At 48.2% G+C, this 19,240-nt stretch carries 16 protein-coding genes; 8 read left to right on the forward strand and 8 right to left on the reverse strand.

All coding sequences use genetic code 11. The annotated features are described in order from the left end of the window. Positions 1-20: 20 nt before the first annotated feature. Positions 21-614: an RNA polymerase sigma factor gene (locus tag A4R26_RS20895; protein ID WP_165760353.1), complete on the reverse strand. Its 594-nt coding sequence runs from the start codon at positions 612-614 to the stop codon at positions 21-23. A gap of 119 nt (positions 615-733) precedes the next feature. Between A4R26_RS20895 and A4R26_RS35890 the strand changes: the two genes are divergently transcribed. Together A4R26_RS35890 and A4R26_RS20900 are read left to right on the forward strand one after the other, a co-directional pair. Beyond that, positions 734-859, forward strand: a complete 126-nt coding sequence (locus A4R26_RS35890; RefSeq protein ID WP_278248437.1) for a hypothetical protein — start codon at positions 734-736, stop codon at positions 857-859. Positions 860-916: 57 nt separating this feature from the next. After that, positions 917-1,168, forward strand: a complete 252-nt coding sequence (locus tag A4R26_RS20900) for a hypothetical protein (protein WP_081167909.1) — start codon at positions 917-919, stop codon at positions 1,166-1,168. A 203-nt stretch (positions 1,169-1,371) separates the two neighbouring features. On the opposite strand, the gene A4R26_RS20905 is transcribed toward A4R26_RS20900, so the two are convergent. After that, positions 1,372-1,641 carry a TFIIB-type zinc ribbon-containing protein gene (locus tag A4R26_RS20905; protein WP_081167912.1) on the reverse strand — a complete coding sequence of 90 codons (270 nt, stop codon included), beginning with the start codon at positions 1,639-1,641 and terminating at the stop codon, positions 1,372-1,374. 221 nt (positions 1,642-1,862) lie between these two features. On the opposite strand from A4R26_RS20905, the gene A4R26_RS20910 reads away from it, so the two are divergent. From A4R26_RS20910 to A4R26_RS20940, 6 genes are all read left to right on the forward strand, one after another. Continuing rightward, a complete protein-coding gene (locus A4R26_RS20910) occupies positions 1,863-3,821 on the forward strand; it encodes a family 43 glycosylhydrolase (protein WP_081167919.1) in 1,959 nt (652 codons plus the stop codon). An 87-nt stretch (positions 3,822-3,908) separates the two neighbouring features. Continuing rightward, the gene (locus A4R26_RS20915) at positions 3,909-4,238 is read left to right on the forward strand and encodes an ArsR/SmtB family transcription factor (RefSeq protein ID WP_081167922.1); all 330 of its coding nucleotides are present in this window, start codon (positions 3,909-3,911) and stop codon (positions 4,236-4,238) included. A gap of 55 nt (positions 4,239-4,293) precedes the next feature. Then, on the forward strand, positions 4,294-5,142 hold the full coding sequence (locus A4R26_RS20920; RefSeq protein ID WP_081167926.1) for an arsenite methyltransferase: 849 nt from the start codon (positions 4,294-4,296) through the stop codon (positions 5,140-5,142). Between the two features lie 91 nt (positions 5,143-5,233). After that, complete coding sequence (gene arsB, locus A4R26_RS20925; protein ID WP_081167929.1) at positions 5,234-6,316, forward strand: ACR3 family arsenite efflux transporter; 1,083 nt, start codon at positions 5,234-5,236, stop codon at positions 6,314-6,316. A gap of 9 nt (positions 6,317-6,325) precedes the next feature. Beyond that, positions 6,326-6,742 carry an arsenate reductase ArsC gene (locus tag A4R26_RS20930; protein ID WP_081167933.1) on the forward strand — a complete coding sequence of 139 codons (417 nt, stop codon included), beginning with the start codon at positions 6,326-6,328 and terminating at the stop codon, positions 6,740-6,742. Between the two features lie 511 nt (positions 6,743-7,253). Further along, entirely contained in the window at positions 7,254-7,433 is a 180-nt protein-coding gene (locus tag A4R26_RS20940) for a hypothetical protein (RefSeq protein WP_081167940.1), read from the forward strand. Between the two features lie 119 nt (positions 7,434-7,552). Here A4R26_RS20940 and A4R26_RS20945 read toward each other — a convergent pair whose 3' ends face one another. The 6 genes from A4R26_RS20945 to A4R26_RS20970 form a co-directional block, all read right to left on the reverse strand. Then, positions 7,553-8,116: a helix-turn-helix domain-containing protein gene (locus A4R26_RS20945; RefSeq protein WP_081167943.1), complete on the reverse strand. Its 564-nt coding sequence runs from the start codon at positions 8,114-8,116 to the stop codon at positions 7,553-7,555. Positions 8,117-8,124: 8 nt separating this feature from the next. Beyond that, positions 8,125-9,690: a RagB/SusD family nutrient uptake outer membrane protein gene (locus A4R26_RS20950; RefSeq protein ID WP_081167946.1), complete on the reverse strand. Its 1,566-nt coding sequence runs from the start codon at positions 9,688-9,690 to the stop codon at positions 8,125-8,127. Positions 9,691-9,818: 128 nt separating this feature from the next. Then, positions 9,819-12,755 carry a SusC/RagA family TonB-linked outer membrane protein gene (locus A4R26_RS20955; RefSeq protein ID WP_133054745.1) on the reverse strand — a complete coding sequence of 979 codons (2,937 nt, stop codon included), beginning with the start codon at positions 12,753-12,755 and terminating at the stop codon, positions 9,819-9,821. 56 nt (positions 12,756-12,811) lie between these two features. Continuing rightward, positions 12,812-14,284, reverse strand: a complete 1,473-nt coding sequence (locus tag A4R26_RS20960; RefSeq protein ID WP_165760354.1) for a fasciclin domain-containing protein — start codon at positions 14,282-14,284, stop codon at positions 12,812-12,814. A 70-nt stretch (positions 14,285-14,354) separates the two neighbouring features. After that, positions 14,355-15,797, reverse strand: a complete 1,443-nt coding sequence (locus tag A4R26_RS20965) for a RagB/SusD family nutrient uptake outer membrane protein (RefSeq protein WP_165760355.1) — start codon at positions 15,795-15,797, stop codon at positions 14,355-14,357. A gap of 29 nt (positions 15,798-15,826) precedes the next feature. Further along, the gene (locus A4R26_RS20970) at positions 15,827-19,090 is read right to left on the reverse strand and encodes a SusC/RagA family TonB-linked outer membrane protein (RefSeq protein WP_165760356.1); all 3,264 of its coding nucleotides are present in this window, start codon (positions 19,088-19,090) and stop codon (positions 15,827-15,829) included. Positions 19,091-19,240 lie beyond the last annotated feature (150 nt).

Here is a 19,240-nt window from a genome sequence, read left to right on the forward strand (position 1 = left end):
ATCTTTTTTTTAAAAACAGCTCAGGCGAGAAAAAACAGGGCAGAAAGCGCGGCGTTGCCGGGATATTTCTTATTCAGGTATTCACTGATGGAGCGGGTGGCAGCCATTAAAGTGCCTTTTACCGTGTTGCGGGAAAGGTGCAGGGCTTTGGCAATCTCTTCGTAGGAAAGCCCCTGCTCACGGCTCATGGTATAAATCAGTTTGCGCTGCGGGGGCAGTTGGTTCACCGCTTCGCGCAAAATCCGGCGGGCTTCTTCATCTATAAACCAGTCTTCCGGATTTTGTTCCCGCTGATCGATGCGTTGTGCATATACCTGCTGCAAACGGGCATGACGGGCGGTTGTTTTGAAAAAATCCATGGCTTTATTGTAAGCCACTTTATGCAGAAACCCTTCGAGGTTTTCAACGCGCACCAGCATTTCGCGGCCGATCCAGAGTTTCATAAAAACATCCACAAGTATATCCTCTGCCACTTCGGAAGCTTTGGTAATGCCTACCAGGTAGGTATACAATCGTTGCCGGTGTTTTTCAAAAATGCGGGCAAACGCCTCCTGGTTGCCATCGGCTACCAACAGCAGCAGTTCCCGCTCATTATATGTAGGATGTTCCGGCACTATAACAGTTAGTTGGGCTAAAAATAATAAATGTTGGCTAAACTTCTGCTTCAATCGCGAATGCATACTGGAAGGCTGGCATAATTATTTAGTAAATAGTATAACTAAAACATTAAATCATGGACAATCCGAATAAGAAAAAAGCCGATGGAAAACGAGTGAGCCAACAGTCGCATGAGCAGGCTTATCAAAAGCGCAAAAAAGCGACCGCTAAAAAAAGCAATAAAAAAACAAAGAAAGCATAGGCTCAGGTTTATATTGTATTCACAAACCCCGCCCCGGCGGGGTTTAAATCAATGTATATGTCACTCGGAACGCCTATTCTCAAGATCCTGAACAAACGATACGAGCCTTCGTCGTTTGTTGAGAAAAAATTCCTGCGGTACGACCTGGGATTTAAAACCGATGAAGAGGGCAATCCCATCGTTTTGTATATGGGCACCAAAGATGTATCGGGCCGTATACGCGGGCGCCGGTATGCGCGCAGGCTGCTAAAAGATGCCAGCGGCAACGTCATCAAAGACCACTGGGATGATAAAGGGGTTGTAAGTTGAAAATAATTTGCGTTATTTTATGGCGTTAGCAGGAGTTCCACATTTACAGTAATCAACAGATGTCAGTTACACATTTTAACTATCCTCCCTTTTGAAGAGTTAAATCGTAACCCTGGATTGTTGAACATTACAAAGGCCACCTTTTGCCGATCGCGACCGGCAAAAGGTGGCCTGCAATTTTTTTACACTAATTATAGAAAAACCTAATCGAAATCGAACAGATCGCCCAAAAATCCGCCTCGCTTTTTACGTTTATAATTCGGATCATTCTGATCCCTGTACGAATCATAATCCTTTTTTTCATTGCGATATTCATCCTCATCGCGTAACTGACTGCCCGGCACCGACTTCTCAATGATCTTATCCAACTCCCCACGATCGAGCCAGACACCCCGGCATTTGGGACAATAATCAATTTCAACTCCCTGGCGTTCCGACATAACAAGCGTTTCGTTACAATTTGGACATTTCATAACCTATGATTTGTTTGAAAATACGAACCCTGTTTAAGAAATACCTGAGATCTGTATTAAAAAATTGTACCTGTTCATTAAAAATCGACCACCAAACCACGCCTGCCAAACATTTGACGCATACAATTGATGAAATGTGCCATTTACAAAAAACAATTTGCCCGAGTTTTACATAGCCAAATTGTTCTCCTGCATACAAAACAACCAGACAAAGGCCTCATATGAAAAGATACTTTAAATGGCTCACAGGCATCGGCATTTTTTTACTATCTCTGACCACAATGGCCCAAAACAGCGCGGTCGATTCTTCCGCTTATTATAATGAAGTAAGCACGTATGTAAATCCTGTACTACCCGGCGATCACCCCGACCCTACTCTTTTAAAGGTTGGGGACGATTTTTACCATTGCGGCTCCAGTTTTCATTTCACACCCTACCTGCCCGTATACCATTCTAAAGACCTGGTGCACTGGCAGGTGATCAGCCGCATCGTTCCACCCGCAATTGCAGGCTGGGTATCGGACAAACCATCGGCCGGCATCTGGCAGGGTGCCATCACGTATTTCTATGGTTCATACTGGATCTATTTTTCCGCGAGCGGACAATGGTTTTGCAAATCCAGCTCTCCGGCCGGGCCCTGGTCGGCCCCCGTACAGGTGAAAAGCAACCCCGTAACCGGTCCATTGGGTTACGATAACTCCATCTTTGTTGACGACGACGGCAAACCTTATATGGTTATAAAGAACGGACAAAAAGTAAACCGCCTCCAGGCACTGGGTCCGGATGGACAATTGACAGATACAGTAATTAATCTCGACTGGATAAATGCCAAACTGCAATACAGCTGGGCCGAAGGACCGGTGATGTGCAAACGCAATGGTTATTACTATTATTTTCCGGCGGGCGATGTCTCGGGCGGACAATACGTGTTACGCGCCACGGCGCTCATCAGCGATTCAACAAAATGGGAACGGCTGGGCAATTTCTTCAAACCTATAACCGATCCGCATGTACGCTTTAGAAGTCCCAACCATATTGCCGCGCCTTTTCAACTGGCCGATGGCAGTTGGTGGACGATAGGGCAAAGCTATGAACGGGTTGGTAACAATGACTGGTCGGGAAAAGGCCGGCAGACCTCTTTATATCCGGTTATCTGGGAAGGCGATCGCCCCTGGGGCGCCGCGCCGGTAAGCACGCCCATTCAACGGCCCGATCTGCCCAATGCAGGCATCCTTTGGCGTAGTGTGCAATCAGATTATTTCAATGACGATACACCTGGTGCATGGTGGCATTTCCTAAGCAAAAAAATGGATGGCCGCTATTCATTGAAAGCAAGAAAAGGCTGGCTGCAACTGCTGCCCGATACCAGCCGCGCGCACCTGGTACAGAAAGAAACAGATCATTATTATGCAGCAGTCACCAAAGTTGAACTGGATGCCAGTGATACTGCCGCCAAAGCCGGCATCTATCTCACCAATGGCAACCAGCAGGTGAATGTTCGTTTATACAGTGGTTACGACAATGGCAAACAGATCATCCTGAAATTCGACTCAGCCATTCGCCAGGTTCCCAATCGCTTTGGCAAAACCGTATGGTTAAAGCTCGAAAGAAATGAACATAACCTGAGCGCTTACTGCAGCGGCGATGGCAAAAACTGGACCTCTTTAGGCGCCCCTGTCAGCGCAGTGAATGTAGATAAAGTACAACCCAATTATAATTCGTGGGTAGGCACCAGCATTGGCTTGTTCGCAGAAGGCAAACCGGCATTCTTCGATCAGTTTATTTGCAAGGATGGCTTTTCTGTAATGCCCGCTGCTGGTTACAGCAATTATTATGGGGTTGAAAAAACAGGCCAGGGACAAACGCCGGCAGTTACCAATACCTCGAAACACGGCGGCTGGTTTATGATCTCGGGTGTTGAATTAGGCAATGGTAAAAATATTCCGGGCAAGGTAGATATAGAAGCTACAGCAACCGGCAATGGAAAACTGGAGCTCTGGCTCGATGATCTGAAAAACGGTACGCTGCTGGCCACCATACCCGTATCGGCAACCGGCCATAATGTAACAACAACTTTCACCGGCAAACCCGGCAAAGTATCAGGCCGTCATGATCTGTATATAAAATTTCCCGCAGGCCAGCCACGAACCATTCACATAAACAATATCAGGTTCAGGTAGTTAGCAAGTGTGGCACAACTTCAAGTTGTGCCACACTTAAAAATAAATTTTGCGGCAATCAGATTAATCGTAATATTGCGATACAATATGGGACTTACAAAATCGGAAATATTTACAGACAGGCAGAACAAACTGGCCCAAATGATGAAGGCGCTGGCCCATCCGGCTCGTATAGCCATCATTCAATACCTCATAAAAACACAGGCCTGTGTGTGCGGCGACCTGGTTGAAGAATTGGGACTTGCGCAAGCAACCATTTCGCAGCATTTAAAGGAATTGAAAAGCGCGGGACTTATTCAGGGCACCATCGATGGCACCAGTGTATGTTACTGCATAGATCCTAAAGTATGGAAACAATACAAAGAAGCATTCGATACCTTCTTTGTCGCTTACAAAAACAAGGATAACTGCTGTTAAATTTTTTTTGCACCCATTCATCGCAATATTGCAATAAAACAATAAAAAGAAAACGATGCAAACGCAGGAACAGATAAAAGATATGGTAAGGCAGAAATATTCCGAGATCGCCTTACAGGATAAAGAAACCAATCAAAGCGCCTGCTGCGGCTCGGGCTGCTGCAGTACAGAGGTGTACAATATTATGTCAGACGATTACAACCAGCTGGAAGGCTACAACCCCGATGCCGATCTGGGCCTTGGTTGCGGACTGCCCACCCAGTTTGCAAAGATCAAAAAAGGCGATGTGGTGATCGACCTCGGAAGCGGCGCCGGAAATGACGCTTTTATCGCCCGCCACGAAACCGGTGAAACCGGCAAAGTGATCGGTATCGACTTCACTCCCGCCATGATCGAAAGGGCCAGGCTGAATGCCGAAGCAAGAGGTTTTCACAATGTGGAATTCAGACAGGGCGATATAGAACACATGCCCGTAACCGCCAACACCGCCGATGTAATTGTAAGCAACTGCGTACTGAACCTTGTTCCCAATAAAGATGGGGTAATAAAAGACATTTACAGGGTACTTAAACCCGGCGGGCATTTTTCCATCTCCGACATAGTATTGGAGGGCGATCTGCCAACAACGATCAGGGAAGCGGCTGAAATGTATGCAGGCTGTGTTTCGGGGGCCATTCAAAAAAATGAATACCTCGAACTGATAAAGGCGAATGGTTTTGAACATATCACGGTTCAAAAAGACAAGGCGATCGTCATTCCCGATGATATCCTTTCGCAATACCTCGATGCCGAACAACTGGCAGCCTTTAAACTTTCAGGCACCGGCATCAGAAGCGTTACCGTTTACGCAGAAAAACCGGTTGAAGAAAAAAAGGCCTGCTGCGGCCCGGACTGTTGTAACTAACCTTCCGGTGTGCCACATTTGCCTTCGAATCTGCGGGCAATGTGGCACACCTTACAAATTAATAACTAAAAACTAATTAACCGGAAAAAAAATGTCAGCCAATAATTGCGCACCCGCCAACGAAAGAAAACGACTCGGATTTTTAGACCGATATCTCACCTTATGGATCTTTTTAGCCATGGCACTGGGTGTTGGCATCGGGTATTTCTTTCCCTCCTCTTCCGGCTTTATCAATTCCTTTTCATCGGGCGCTACCAATATCCCACTGGCAATCGGGCTGATCCTGATGATGTATCCGCCATTTGCCAAAGTAAAGTATGAGAAACTGAAAGAAGTGTTCAAAAACGTAAAAGTGCTGAGCGCATCACTCCTGCTTAACTGGGTTATCGGTCCCATCCTCATGTTCACGCTGGCCATTCTCTTCCTGCATGGCTATCCTGAATATATGGTTGGACTGATTTTGATCGGTCTTGCCCGCTGCATTGCCATGGTGATCGTATGGAATGAACTGGCCGAAGGCAGCCGCGAATACGCTGCCGGTCTGGTGGCCCTGAACAGCATCTTCCAGGTACTGCTTTACAGCGTATATGCATATGTTTTTGTAACGGTATTGCCTCCCCTGTTTGGGATTACCGGTTCAGAAGTGAATATTTCCATTGGGGCAATCGCAGAAAGCGTGGCCATTTACCTGGGCATTCCTTTTGCAGCCGGCTTTTTAACGCGGTTCCTCCTTTATAAACGCATGGGAGAAACATGGTATCAAACCAAATTCATCCCGCTTATTTCACCTGTTACGCTTATTGCCCTGCTTTTTACCATCATTGTAATGTTCAGCCTGAAAGGCCAGTTAATTGTGCAGATCCCCTTTGATGTGGTAAGGATCGCCATTCCACTGGTCATCTATTTTGCCATCATGTTCCTCCTGAGCTTTTTTATCGGCAAAAAAATGGGCGCCGATTATTCTACCAATGCATCGATCGCCTTTACTGCTGCCGGCAACAACTTTGAGCTGGCCATTGCGGTGGCCATTGGTGTGTTTGGCATCAACAGCGGACAGGCGTTCGCCGGTGTGATCGGCCCGCTGGTAGAAGTACCGGCATTGATTGCCCTGGTGAACGTAGCCTTTTGGCTCCGCAATAAATACTATTCAACCCGACAATTACAAACCAACTAAAATAAACTGATGAAACAGATTCTTGTTCTCTGTACCGGTAACAGCTGCCGCAGCCAGATAGCGGAAGGATATCTAAAACATTTCGCCAAAGAAAAAGCGGCTGTCTATAGTGCTGGTGTGGAAACACATGGCGTCAATCCACGGGCCATCCAGATCATGAAAGAAGACGGCATCGATATCTCTGGCCATACCTCCAACAATGTAAACGAGTACCGCGAGATTGAATTCGATTTTGTGATCACGGTTTGCGACAATGCAAAGGAAAGATGCCCGTTCTTCCCTTCCAATGCACAGAAATTCCATTATAATTTTCCCGACCCCGCCAAAGCTACCGGTTCTGAAGAAGAGATCCTGCAACAGTTCAGGGATGTGCGGAATATGATAAAAAAGTATAGCCAGGACTTTGTGGCAGAGCATATTTCATAAGCCATACCGTTCATACAAAGAACGGTTGGCGGCTGTTTATTTTTTATTATTTTGGAGTTACTAAAGGAGAATAACTGTTTAAACTAAAGGCATACATATTATCCATTTGCATTTTAGTATATGCATTCGAGCTGGCAGCGCTGCCCGTGATCTGCGGGCCTGTGGCCAAACCGGTAAGTAAATGTTCCGGTAAACCCAAAGGCTGCACGCAGCGCACAGGCAGCGCCTGCAAAAGCAAAAAAGCGGAAAGCCCATGTAAGCAGCCATCAAAAACCGGCTGTCAGAACACGGCCACCTGTTGTATTAATAATTGTCCGCTCTTTTATGTAATGACCATGCCCGGCTCCACTTTGCCCGGTAATACCGTAGGGGTCATCAAAACAATATATCCGCATTATCAACCCAGCTATCTTTTTCTGTATGCCGCCGCGGCATGGAAACCACCTGATGTTTGTTGACACATACCGGCTGTTTATTCAATAACGTTTTACTTTCATTTTAAACAAATAATATGAAAAAGGTATTTCTTTTGGCTACTGCAGCCCTGTTAATGAGCGCCGTAGCTTTCTCAAACGATGGTGATAAATACAAGAAAAAGGGCGACAAAGCGAAGACAGAAAAAAAATGTCCAAAGCCCTGCCCAACCCCTTGTCCGCCATGCTGCGATAAAGACAAGTGTGATAAAAGTTAAACCGCACCGGTTAACATAAGAAAAGCCCTCCATTATTGGGGGGCTTTTTTATTGAAATAACGGTACGGGTCTGCGATCATTTCATACAGGGTTATCGATTATGTAAACAGCCGGTACACTTACATGTGCAACTGTTCATTAAAATGGATGCCGGCATTTTTATGGTTCTGCTGAAAGGCAACAGGTGTTACTTTAAACTGCTTCAGAAAGGCCTTGCCGAAACTGCTTGGTGAACTAAACCCCGTCATTTCGGCTACTTCAAAAACCTTATAATTCGCAGAGGCCAGCAACAGCGCCGCCTGTTTCAGCCGGGCCAGGGCTATCAGCTCATTGGGCGTTTGGTTGGTGATGGTCTTTATTTTCCGGTACAGGGTGGGCCGGCTCATGTTCATGGTGCTGGCAAGAAAATCAACGCTCAGCACTTTGTTTTGAATATTGGCAGCGATGCAGCTATGCAACCGGTTTATAAAATCATTTTCCGGCTCGGGCAACTGTACGGTTTGCCGGGTATGCGTATAATGTTCGGCCGAACAAACAACCAGCTCAATGTTCTTTTCTTTAATAAGCTGTTCTATTTCTTCAGGCGTATCTGTAGCATAAACGGTAAAGGCAGGCTGCAGTTCGTTCAATAAGGCAGCCTGTGCTTTTTTGTCTGGTAATATCAATAAGATATTGTTGTGCATATCCTGTGCTACAGGTTCGGATTAAGTCTTTTTTCTTCTGCATTATAAGGCAGGTACCAGTTCTTTGGGTTTGCCAGTGTAGTTTCCAGGTACGGGTGCATCGACACCGGCGCCCGTTTCTTTACCGCATCGATCAGCACCTGCGGTCTGCCGCGGCGGGCTATGCGCATCAGGTCGTACCATCTTCTGCCTTCAAAACCTAATTCAAGTCCGCGTTCGCGTAAAATATAATCTTCAATTTGTTCGGTGGTAGAACTGACTGTTACCGTTGGCGCCGGCATTCTTGCCCGGTCGCGTACGGCATTGATGCGGGAGATGGCAGTGGTTTTATCACCGAGCCGGTTAAGCGCTTCGGCCCATAACAAATACACTTCGGCAAACCGGTAAATATGGAATTTGCTTTCGCTCTGGTACGGTGCTCTTACATTTGGCGGTACATCTACGTTACCCGCAGTCACCGTGCCCAGTCCAATGTATTTCCAGATCACCGGATCACTTTTAAGGCGGTTATAATAAGGCGCACTGCCTGCATACGAACGGCCGAAACCGCGGTCCTGTTCGTCGATGGTATTACTGGTGCTGATGTTATTGGGATAATTGGGATTGTATGTTTTGATGGCGGAATCGGATGGCGCCACCATGTATTGACCGCCCGATGCCGGGTCATTGCTGGTGAATTTCATTAACGGGTTCACTTCCCTGCCGAGGAAATTGAAGGCCACAAAGAACATGGCTTCCCCAAACAGGTTCTGGTTCGAAACGCCGAGATACATCGCGAACCAGTCGCCGCGGTTACCCGGCCCACCGCCGTTCACCGTTTCAAAAGTGGCGCAGGCGGCAGCGGCCTGCGCATATTTGCCGCGCCACAGATACACTTCTGCCTGTAAGGCGCATACGGTCTTCTTTGTAACACGTAACCGCGACTGTTCCTCACTCACCCGTTTTCCCACTTCAAAACTATTGGGTACCGATACCATAATATCGGTGGTGGCAAATGCTTTTAACAGATCGGCTTCAATGGTATCGAGGATCACTTCCTGGCTGGTGGCGCCGATATACGGTACGTTCGAAATATCATCGGTAGCAGTAAGCACCAGTGGTACCGAATCGAAATTCATGATGAGATTGAAATACGCCCATGAGCGCAGGAAACGGGCTTCCCCCACGTACTGGTTCTTCTCAAAATTTGAAAAGTTATTGGCATCCGTTGGAACGCGCGGCACGTTTTCTATTACGTAGTTCGCGCGATTGATAAGATCATAATAAACCTTCCAGTTGGTGTACCGGTTATCAGGTGTTACGGTATGACTGGCCAGTTCAAGCAAGTCCTTATCGGCGCCCGTTCCCGGTTTCACCCAATCGCCGCGCATTTCGCCCAATATGAAACGGTGCTCAACGATAGGTTGCAATGCCTGGTAAGCGCCGCGCAACATAAATTCCGCATCCCAGAAATCTTTCAGGAATTCATTATCGGGTATTACATCTTTCGGATCGGGATCGAGCAGTTTCTCGCAACCAGCCGAGAGTACAGCCACTGTGATAACGATCAGTATTTTATTTAGACAAGCTTTCATCGTATGTTATTATTTTAAAACTTATTAACTGAACAACTGAACAACTGAACAACTGAATAACGCTGCAACTATGAACTGTGAACTGAGAACTATGAACTGTGAACTATGAACTATGAACTGTGAACTTACTACAGTCCCAACTTTACCCCCACCATAAACGTCTTCAACTGCGGCACGTTTCCATAATCGACACCATATAGAATTGGATTGGTGATACTCCCCACCTCCGCACTGAAACCTTTATAATCGCTAAACGTATACAGGTTTTGCGCTGTCACCAGTACACGCGCCGTCTTGAATGCATTTTTGAGCGATCCTTTTAGTGGGAAGTTGTAACCCAGCGTAATGGCTTTGAACCGCGCGTAGGAACCGTCTTCTATCCACCGGCTCGAGAAACGGGTATTGCCAACCGCATCGCCATGTAATAAACGCGGCACACCGGTAACATCCCCTTCTTTCTGCCAGCGGCCCTGTATACCGGTTGACTGGTTATCGTAATTCGACATAGATTCCAGTGCAGCGCGCTGCGCATTGTATACATCATTACCCACCGCAAAATCAATAAACACCGACAGGTCAAAATTTCTATAGGAAAACACGTTATAAATACCGCCATAATAATCGGGGTTGGTATTACCGATCACTTTGCGGTCGCCTTCATCGATGATCCCGTTCCGGTCCACATCTTCAAAAATGATATCGCCGCCGCGGAACGGGTTGGTATCGGCAGCGCCGTTCCTGACACTTACATCACTGCTGTTGGCATAAACGCCCAATGCGTTATAACCGTAAAAAGCGCCAACGGCATTTCCGGCAAGTACGATGCTGCTATAATCGCCATAATTGACCACCGGATTCAGCTTACCGGGCAGCGACACGATCCTGTTCTTATTATACGCCGCGGTGATACTGGTTTGCCAGCCAAAGGCACCGGTAAAGATCCTGCCATTGAGGCTCAGCTCTACCCCGTTGTTTTTTATAGCGCCTTCGCTGACCGCATATTTATCAAACCCGCTGATGCCCGGGATATTGATGGTATTGAACAGGTGAGCTGTTTTCCTGGTATAATAATCGATCGCGACCCCAATGCGGCCTTCAATAAATTCAGCATCGAGCCCCACATTGAATTGTTTTGTTTCTTCCCACTGAAAATTTTTATTGCCCAGGATGCCTAAACGCACCGCCGAGTAATTGTTATACGGCGCCGGTACAATGGCATTGAAAGAATTGTAATACCCAACTTCCTGGTTTCCGGTGATACCATAACTGGTGCGCAGTTTCAATTCACTAATGATCTTATTATTGCGCAGGAAGGCTTCATCACTGATGCGCCAGGCAGCACCAATAGAAGGAAAATATCCCCAGCGATTACCTCCGCGCGAGCGCGGAGCAAACCGGCTCGATCCGTCTGCCCGGATATTTACATCGAACAGGTACCGGTTCATAAAACGATAACGCACCGTTCCAAAGAACGACAGCAGTTTCCATGATGGCGACGCGCTGCCGATGGAATCGAGGTTGGGATCGGTTTCATTGGCCGAACTGATGCCCGAGAACTGATCGGAAGTGGCATTTACATACACCCCCACCTTGGCGTCCTGCGCCGTCGACTGGAATGCACTGCCAATGGTAGCATCGAACGTATGATCACCGGAAGCCGAGGTTCTTGTATAGTTCAGCGTATTCTCATTCAACAACATCAGCTCATAACTTTTACCGGCCGCGGAACTTCTTATTATATACCCTTCCGGGGCAAAACCGGCTGCCGGCCTGAACCGCTCTTCATCGAGCCGGAAATAATCACCGGCAATCGCTATCCGCAAATTCAAATACGGCGAAAATGTATACTGACCCGTAATGCGGCCGAGGATGCGGTTGGTATTGCTGGTATTTCTCAGGCCGTTCTGAACGGCATAGGGATTGTTGCGGCCAGCATAATCGGCACTATCCAAATCGCGCAGGTCTTCCCCTTCCGCACTTTGCTGAAAGGCAGTGAGGGCTGGACTTTTAACCGCCGTCAGAAAAAGCGGGTTGGTATTGAACGCATTTCCCATTTCACTCAGTTCGCGGTTGGTGCGGGTATAGGAAAGCGTATTGAGGAAACTCAATTTACGGCCAACCTTATAATCGAGATTGAAACGGGTACTGAAGCGCTCGAAGCTGGTGTTCTTCAATACGCCCGACTGGCTGGTATAACCAACATTCAATGAATATTTCGCCACCGCATCGCCACCCCGCAGGGTAAGATGATAATTATTGAACCGTCCTGTTTTCAACGCGTCCTTTTGCCAGTTGGTATTGTTGTTATACCGCTCCACCTGGTTGGCCGGGGTGGACAATAACAGGTAACGCCCAATGCCATTATTGATCTCAGCGTCAGATAAACCGCGCGCTCTTTCTTTTTCAAGTATATATTCCCGGTATTGATCTGCATTCAGCACCGATAATGGATCGGGCGCCTGCATAACGCCGGTATAGCCCGAGAAGTCGAGATAGGTTTTACCCGAAGTTCCGCCATACGTGGTAATGAGCACCACCCCGTTGGCGCCGCGCATGCCGTACAGCGCGGTAGCATTCGCGTCTTTCAAAACGGTGATGCCGGCAATATCATCGGGATTGATATCGGCCAGCGGGTTGTTATCGGCATTACGGGCCAGGGCGCCGCTCATGCGATAGGCTTTCACGGGTATGCCGTCAACAATATACAACGGCAGGGACCCGGCATTTATGGTAGCAACTCCTCTCACGTTTACCAATGCCCCGCCCCCCGGCGCACCGGATATGTTTACGACCCGCACCCCGGCCACCTGGCCCTGCAACAATGCATCGATAGATACCGATGCAAAATCTTTTATCCGGTTCTCATTCACTACCGAAACAGCGCCCGTTATATTTGTACGTTTAGGTGACAGGTAACCAATATTTACCGACTCTGCCGGTTCGATATTTATTATGGAATCTATTCTGGCGGTTAGCGCCTGCTGCTGCCGGGCGAACAACTTATTACCTGCAGCGGACACCATCAGGAGCCCGAAGCAGAAACAATATTTTAATAATTTATACATATGTGTAGTATGAATGATCAGTGAATGCCTTTTTGCCTTTATGCCTTTTTGCCTTTTCAATACTCCGGCGTAAGCACCAGCGCCTCGAGATTAATTCCGCCGGCCCGGGTACAAACAAATTTCAGGCGCTTGTCGCCACTGGTTTTAAAATCGTATGAACCAATAAGCAGTTTTTGTTCGTAAGTGGTACCGTTGTTATAGTTGATGGAACCGCCAATAGGATCTTCCTCATGTTTCAACTGGTAATCGCCGCGGTTGCCAAACCCGTTCTTGTAACTGATCTCCAGCTTGTACTTTCCTCGTCGTACATTCTTTACTACGGTCACCAGTGAATCGTTGACACCATCGGCTGCCATAAATAAAAAGTATTCACTGCGGCCATTGAATGTTTCGAGATAATAACGCCAGAAAATACTGCCGCTGGTAGATAGTACCGGCGCCTGCGTGGAAGAAACACCGGGTATGCCATAGGCATAATTGGTACCCGACCAGAAAACGTGATAGATCTGCGTACGTTTCAATGCCGGGTTGAATGAAATATGTTTATCTACATTATGAATTACACCGTTCCGCATAATGACATCCGTAGCCGCAAAATCCGCTTCTTCATTGATGAGTTTTTGTGCGGCCAGGTTAAAGTAGATATAGTCGTTGTTATTGATGCAGAGCAGCGTGCTGTCCCACCGTTCTTTTACGTTCAACGGGTTAAAAGCGGGTCTGAGTTTCGTATAACTGGCGCTGAAATTGGCGCCGGGAATAATATGATAACGCAACAACGCATCCAGCTCATCCAGTGGCATGTTGTTGAGATCCTGAATGCCTGCCGCCTTCAGCACATCATCGGTTTCCGCGAACAGGGTAAGCCGTATCCGTTGCCCGTTCGCGTCGGTAAGGTTGGTAAGCGTGTCCATTAAACCGGCGCGTTTCAGGCCGCCGATCAAAATGCTGTACACACTCTTGTTCTGCTCGAGAAATTCACCAATGGTGAGTGTGGGTGGATTAAGCACGCCATCGATCTTATGCACCAGCGCATTGGAATATTCAATATCGGTTTCATATACTTTGGCAATACCATTGGCAATGGTATTGAACTTAAAACCCTTCGAAATATCGAGCGTAATAAAATCGCCTCTGCCGGTTGGGGTGGCCTGCGGCCCCTGAATGAACTCGGCCGATTTGATGCGGATTGGCAGAATATGATAAACGAGGATCGTTTTCAATTCCTCATCGGAGAAATCATCGAGTTTTGTTTTGGCGCCACCGGCAAAGAATTTTCGCCAGGCATTATTATCGGGAATAAAGAAAGTAAAAGGCCCGTATGTATTCAGCGTTGCCGACATTTTTGTTTTTTCCAGCGCCTGCACCGAAATGCTCAACGAAGTATCCTGCTGCAACATATCGAAGGCCAGCACCTGCCGCGTTTGCTCCTGGTACGAGAAACCATCCTTTTTACAGGCCGGTATTATGGCCATTATGATGAAACAACATATAGCCGGCACCAGGCGTGGCACACCTTTGAGGTGTGTCACACTTTTCGGGGTGATCGTATTTGTATGCATAGTATTCACCTGTTGTTGAATTATAATTTGTTTCGAAAAATTACCGGTAATAGGGATTTTGTTCCAGCCGGGGATTCTTGTTCAGCTCATCGCGGTGAATGGGCAAATACCAGCCCCGGGGGTCGATGATGCGCGCCCTGATCTGCGCCCGCTCGGCCACGGTTCTTCCCGCCACTACCCTGCTGATCAGAAAATCGGGTTGATTTTCGTTGGTGGCTACCCGTACGAGATCGAACCAGCGTTTGCCTTCCATCGCCAGCTCCATCGCCCGTTCTTTGATAATAAGTTCGATGAACAAACCGGTGGGGGCATTGTTATCGAGGAAATCGTACGGATCCAGTTCCACGCGTTCGCGCACCGCATTCACCAGTTCACCGGCTTTGTTCTTCTCGTCAGGCCCTAGGTGCGCCAGCGCTTCGGCGCACATCAGCATTACATCGGGTAATCGGTAAATAATGAAATTGGGATCATTGGTTGGCCGTTCAATATTATCGGTGGTGAGGCCGGTATATTTCCAGAAGGTGCGGGAGCCTGCTTCGCGATACGTTCTGTTCAGTCCCCGCACCAGGTCTTTCTCCCCATCGAAGTAGGAGAACAATACGGGGTTCATCAGGAACGCGCCGGAAATACCTCTCAAACTGTTCAGCTCAGACAACTGGTAATCGTATTGTATTTCGAAAATGCTTTCCGTAGCATTCTTTTGCGAGAAGATGTTGAACCAGTTTTCAGCCGGCACCAGTGCATAGGTTGAATTGTTCAATACTTTTTGAGCGGCGGCGGCGGCTTCTTTGTATTTCGCGCGCCACAGATATACATCGGTTTGTAAAGCATTCACCGCGCCTTTGGTTACACGCCCCCTTGTTTCGGCAGGTTTGCCAAACTGCACCAGCACATCCCTTTCCGCAATGGCCAGGTCGGCTTCTATCTGGTCAAGCACGGAATCTGCACCTGCTTTTGGCACCATAAAGTTTACCGCATCGCTGCTGGGCGGCTGTAATACCAGCGGCACTTCTTTAAATGTTCTTACCAGGTAGAAATAACTAAGCGCGCGCAGGAAAAGCGCTTCGCCTACGATGGCATTACTTTCCTCTTGTGTAAACCGGTTATCGAGCGCAGGAATGCCGGGCACTTTTTCAATGACCGTATTGGCGCGGCCGATCACATTATACGGCGCCGCCCATACGGAGCCAACCCGGTTGTTTTCGAATAACTGGTAATACAGGTAAGTGATATCGCTGTTGCTGAGCGGTGAAACCAGGTCGGCCCTGAATTCGCCCCAGGTAATGAATTCATCGCTGCAGGCCTGTAACGCATCATATACCCCGGTAATGGCGGCATTGGCATCGGCTTCCGTTTTGAAGAAATCATCACCCGTTAACGAGTTTTCGGGCGACTGGTTCAAATATTTTTTACAACCGGTAACGGTGAGCAGCAGGCCTGCCGCTAACCATATCATCAACCGGGTATGTTTTATGTTGTTCATTTGCATTGATCGTTGAATGAAGGATGGTTTTAAAAGCGGGCGTTTATTCCCAGGGTAAAACCCCTGCTGCGCGGTGTTAAACCACGGTCAACACCTATCAATGCGGGGTTATTACCAAAGGAGGAAATGGAGATCTCCGGGTCGGCGCCGGTATAACTCGTTAAAGCGAAAAGATCATTGGCCGTAAAGAAGGCGTCCACCCCTTTCAGTTTTATCTTTTGCACCCAGGTTTTGGGAAAAGTATAATTGAGCGTAACGAATTTCAACCGTGCATAGGAACCGTCTTCTATCCAGCGCGTTGATCCCTGGCTGTTGCGCTGGTCATTGTTCAAGGCACGCGGCATACCGGTTACATCACCCTGTTTGCGCCAGCGTTTCATGGTGGTGATGGCCTGGTTATCGGGCGTCATCATTCTTTCGAGATAATACCGCATGCCGTTGATGACATCATTCCCATACTGGAACTGGATAAAGAATTTAAACCCGAAATTCTTATACCGGAACTCATTGCTGAAACCGCCGAAGAAATCGGGATTGGCATTACCGATGAGCACGCGGTCCTGGTCGTTGATGATGCCGTCGTTATTGAAGTCTTCATAAATGGCATCGCCGCCTTTCAGCGTATCGCCGGTTTCACTCAGCAATCGCATCTTGCGCGGGTTCAGGCCATCGAGTTCATATACGGTATTTCCTTTCGCATCGCGCACCACGGCATCGCCATCGGTGGCATATACGCCTTTGAACACCAGCCCATAATAAGTTCCCAATGCATCGCCCTCTTTTACCTGCGAGCCAAAGTTGGCGTAGTTCTCCGTGAGCCGTAAGGTACCACCCGGCAACGACGTCACTTTGTTGATATTACGGCCTACGTTGAATGACATGGTCCATTCGAAATCGCCGGCCTTTCTGGCGCGAATGGCGTTTACCATCACATCGAGCTCAACACCGCGGTTGCTGATATTGCCGAGGTTGGTGAGAATGCTGGCGTTCGTATTACTTAAATTCCAGCCGCCTACCACCCCGCTCGAGGAAGGCACAGGCAGGTTGAACAACAGGTCTTTGGTAAGTTTTTCATACAGGTCGAGCGTAACCACGATGCGGCTTTTGAACAGGTCGAGGTCCATACCCAGGTTGGTGCTTTCGCTTGTTTCCCACCGTAAGCTGTTGAGGGCGGGATTGCGCTGGCTTACGCCGTTATTGCCCATATAATTGCCGCCGGCAACAAACTGGCTGATGTAAGCGTAGTTGGGAATACCGCTGTTACCCAGCTGACCCCACGACGCCCTGAACTTCAGATCGGTGAGGAACGGCAGCTTCGCCAGGAACGGTTCTGAAGAAGCCCGCCAGTAACCGCCTATAGAGGGGAAATTGGCATATTTATGATCGCCGCCGAATTTTGATGAACCATCGCGGCGCACGGTGAAATTGAACCCATACCGGTCGTTGTAAATGAGATCGGCCTTTGCAAAAACAGAAACGATGGTTTCCGTGGTACGCGAAGAAGACAACTGGCGGTTACCGCCAGTTGTACCTAAGGTGCGCAGGTTACCCGATGCGCTTGCATAGGCGCTGGCGATCAGCTGACTTGAATTGAACGTATTGAAAGTATTGCCCAGTACGAAATTCCCTTTCAGGTTGGGCGTCAGGTTGCGGCTGTACGTAAGCAGGTTATCGAGGATCATCTGCATGCGTTCATAATCACGGGTATCAACACGGTTGAAGCTGCGGTCGTTCCAGATCAGGCCCGTCGCTTCCGGCGGAAAATACGTATTGCCGTTCTCCCCGATATAATCGAGCGATGCATTGCTGATGTATTTCAACCCTTTTATAATGTCCAGTTCGGCGCGGATATTCGGTTTCAGGTTGGTGCTGTAGGCATCGTTACCCACCGTATTGGCAAACGCAACCGGGTTGTCCATACCGCCATGCACACCCGGCAGGGAGAAATAGTTGGGCAGCGGATCGCCGTTCACATCGATATCATAAATGGGCAGGGCCGACGACCGCACATGACCGAGGAAATAAACGGTACCCTGACCGTAATTGGCATGGTTGTTCACCTTGCTGCGGGCAAAGGAAATATTGGCCGAGAATCTCAGCTTGTCCGATACTTTATAATCGAGGTTGAAGCGGGTGGTAAAGCGTTTATTCCCGGTATTGATAAACGATCCTTTCCTGTCGGTATAGGAAGTACTGAAATTATAGCGCATGGCTTCCCCCCCGCCCGATACCGATAAATTATGCACCTGCGCAAAACCCGTTTGTTTCAGGGCTTTCATCCAGTCGGTATTGTTCTGGTAATACTGATAGGCCGAATAAGAAGGATCATCGACCAGCGGTTGCAGCTCGGGGCTCGAGGGATTGATATTGCCGGCGTTCTGCAACGCTTCGAGCCGCATTACCTTATATTCGGAACCGCTCAATACGGGGATGGAAGGGGGCGCTTCCTGCATACTGAACTGCGAATTCAGCGTAATATCCGTTCTGCCTTTTTTACCTCTTTTGGTTGTAATGATGATAACGCCATTGGCAGCGCGGGCGCCGTAGATGGCCGCGGCATTGGCATCTTTGAGAATGTCGAAACGTTCTATATCGCTGGGGTTGATGTCGGCAATCGGATTGATGCGGGCGGAGTTTTGCCCGTTCGCCGAATTATCGAACGGCGTTGAAATAATGGGCACCCCGTCGATAATATATAACGGTTCATTACCTCCGCTGATGGAACCGGCGCCGCGAATGCGGATATCGACGCCTGCGCCGGGATCGCCGGAATTGGTAACGATCTGTACCCCGGCTGCACGGCCCTGTAACATCTGGTCGATGGAAGTAGCGGGCTGGTGCTCCAAAACTTCCCCTTTCACCGAGCTCACCGCGCCAATAAGATCGCGCCTTGACGTATTGCCAAAACCGTTACTCACCTGGTCGTTGCGCCGGGCCAGTACCACCACATCGCTCATGCTCTGGCCGGTATCGCGCACCAGTTGCACATTGATAGCGGAACGTTCGCCTATCGCTTCCGTTTTGCTTTCAAACCCAATAAAGGAAAAACGCAGGCGGTTAGCGGTATTGCTTACGCGAATGGTATAGTTACCATTGGCATCGGTATTGGCGCCATTGATCTGGCGGTCTTTTTCATTCACTTCAACCACCGTTACTCCATCGATGGCCTGGCCCTTCACTTTATCGGTTACCCGGCCTTTTATGGTAACTGGGGTTTGGGCCAGTACTTCAGCCTGAAAAACCAACGCTGCAAGTAGTACCGACAACCATTTATATTTAATAAGTTTATTCATACACAAGACTTTCTTTTTTAATTGAAATGAAATTCCCCCATGCAGGCTGAAAACAAAAGAATACTGAATATTGAATGTCGAAATACATACAGCGAGCCGGCGTTTTCCTTCCCTTCGACATTGGATATTCGACATTCGTCATTAAACATT

The sequence above is a fragment of the Niastella populi genome (genome assembly GCF_002078015.1).
In the GTDB taxonomy this organism is placed as follows: domain Bacteria; phylum Bacteroidota; class Bacteroidia; order Chitinophagales; family Chitinophagaceae; genus Niastella; species Niastella populi.

What these genes read in the sequence shown, in the direction of transcription:
- A4R26_RS35890 (WP_278248437.1), top strand. Translation starts at nt 734, where the DNA reads ATGGACAATCCGAATAAGAAAAAAGCCGATGGAAAACGAGTGAGCCAA.
- A4R26_RS20900 (WP_081167909.1), top strand. Translation starts at nt 917, where the DNA reads ATGTCACTCGGAACGCCTATTCTCAAGATCCTGAACAAACGATACGAG.
- A4R26_RS20905 (WP_081167912.1), bottom strand. Translation starts at nt 1,641, where the DNA reads ATGAAATGTCCAAATTGTAACGAAACGCTTGTTATGTCGGAACGCCAG.
- A4R26_RS20910 (WP_081167919.1), top strand. Translation starts at nt 1,863, where the DNA reads ATGAAAAGATACTTTAAATGGCTCACAGGCATCGGCATTTTTTTACTA.
- A4R26_RS20915 (WP_081167922.1), top strand. Translation starts at nt 3,909, where the DNA reads ATGGGACTTACAAAATCGGAAATATTTACAGACAGGCAGAACAAACTG.
- A4R26_RS20920 (WP_081167926.1), top strand. Translation starts at nt 4,294, where the DNA reads ATGCAAACGCAGGAACAGATAAAAGATATGGTAAGGCAGAAATATTCC.
- arsB (WP_081167929.1), top strand. Translation starts at nt 5,234, where the DNA reads ATGTCAGCCAATAATTGCGCACCCGCCAACGAAAGAAAACGACTCGGA.
- A4R26_RS20930 (WP_081167933.1), top strand. Translation starts at nt 6,326, where the DNA reads ATGAAACAGATTCTTGTTCTCTGTACCGGTAACAGCTGCCGCAGCCAG.
- A4R26_RS20940 (WP_081167940.1), top strand. Translation starts at nt 7,254, where the DNA reads ATGAAAAAGGTATTTCTTTTGGCTACTGCAGCCCTGTTAATGAGCGCC.
- A4R26_RS20945 (WP_081167943.1), bottom strand. Translation starts at nt 8,116, where the DNA reads ATGCACAACAATATCTTATTGATATTACCAGACAAAAAAGCACAGGCT.
- A4R26_RS20950 (WP_081167946.1), bottom strand. Translation starts at nt 9,690, where the DNA reads ATGAAAGCTTGTCTAAATAAAATACTGATCGTTATCACAGTGGCTGTA.
- A4R26_RS20955 (WP_133054745.1), bottom strand. Translation starts at nt 12,755, where the DNA reads ATGTATAAATTATTAAAATATTGTTTCTGCTTCGGGCTCCTGATGGTG.
- A4R26_RS20965 (WP_165760355.1), bottom strand. Translation starts at nt 15,797, where the DNA reads ATGAACAACATAAAACATACCCGGTTGATGATATGGTTAGCGGCAGGC.
- A4R26_RS20970 (WP_165760356.1), bottom strand. Translation starts at nt 19,090, where the DNA reads ATGAATAAACTTATTAAATATAAATGGTTGTCGGTACTACTTGCAGCG.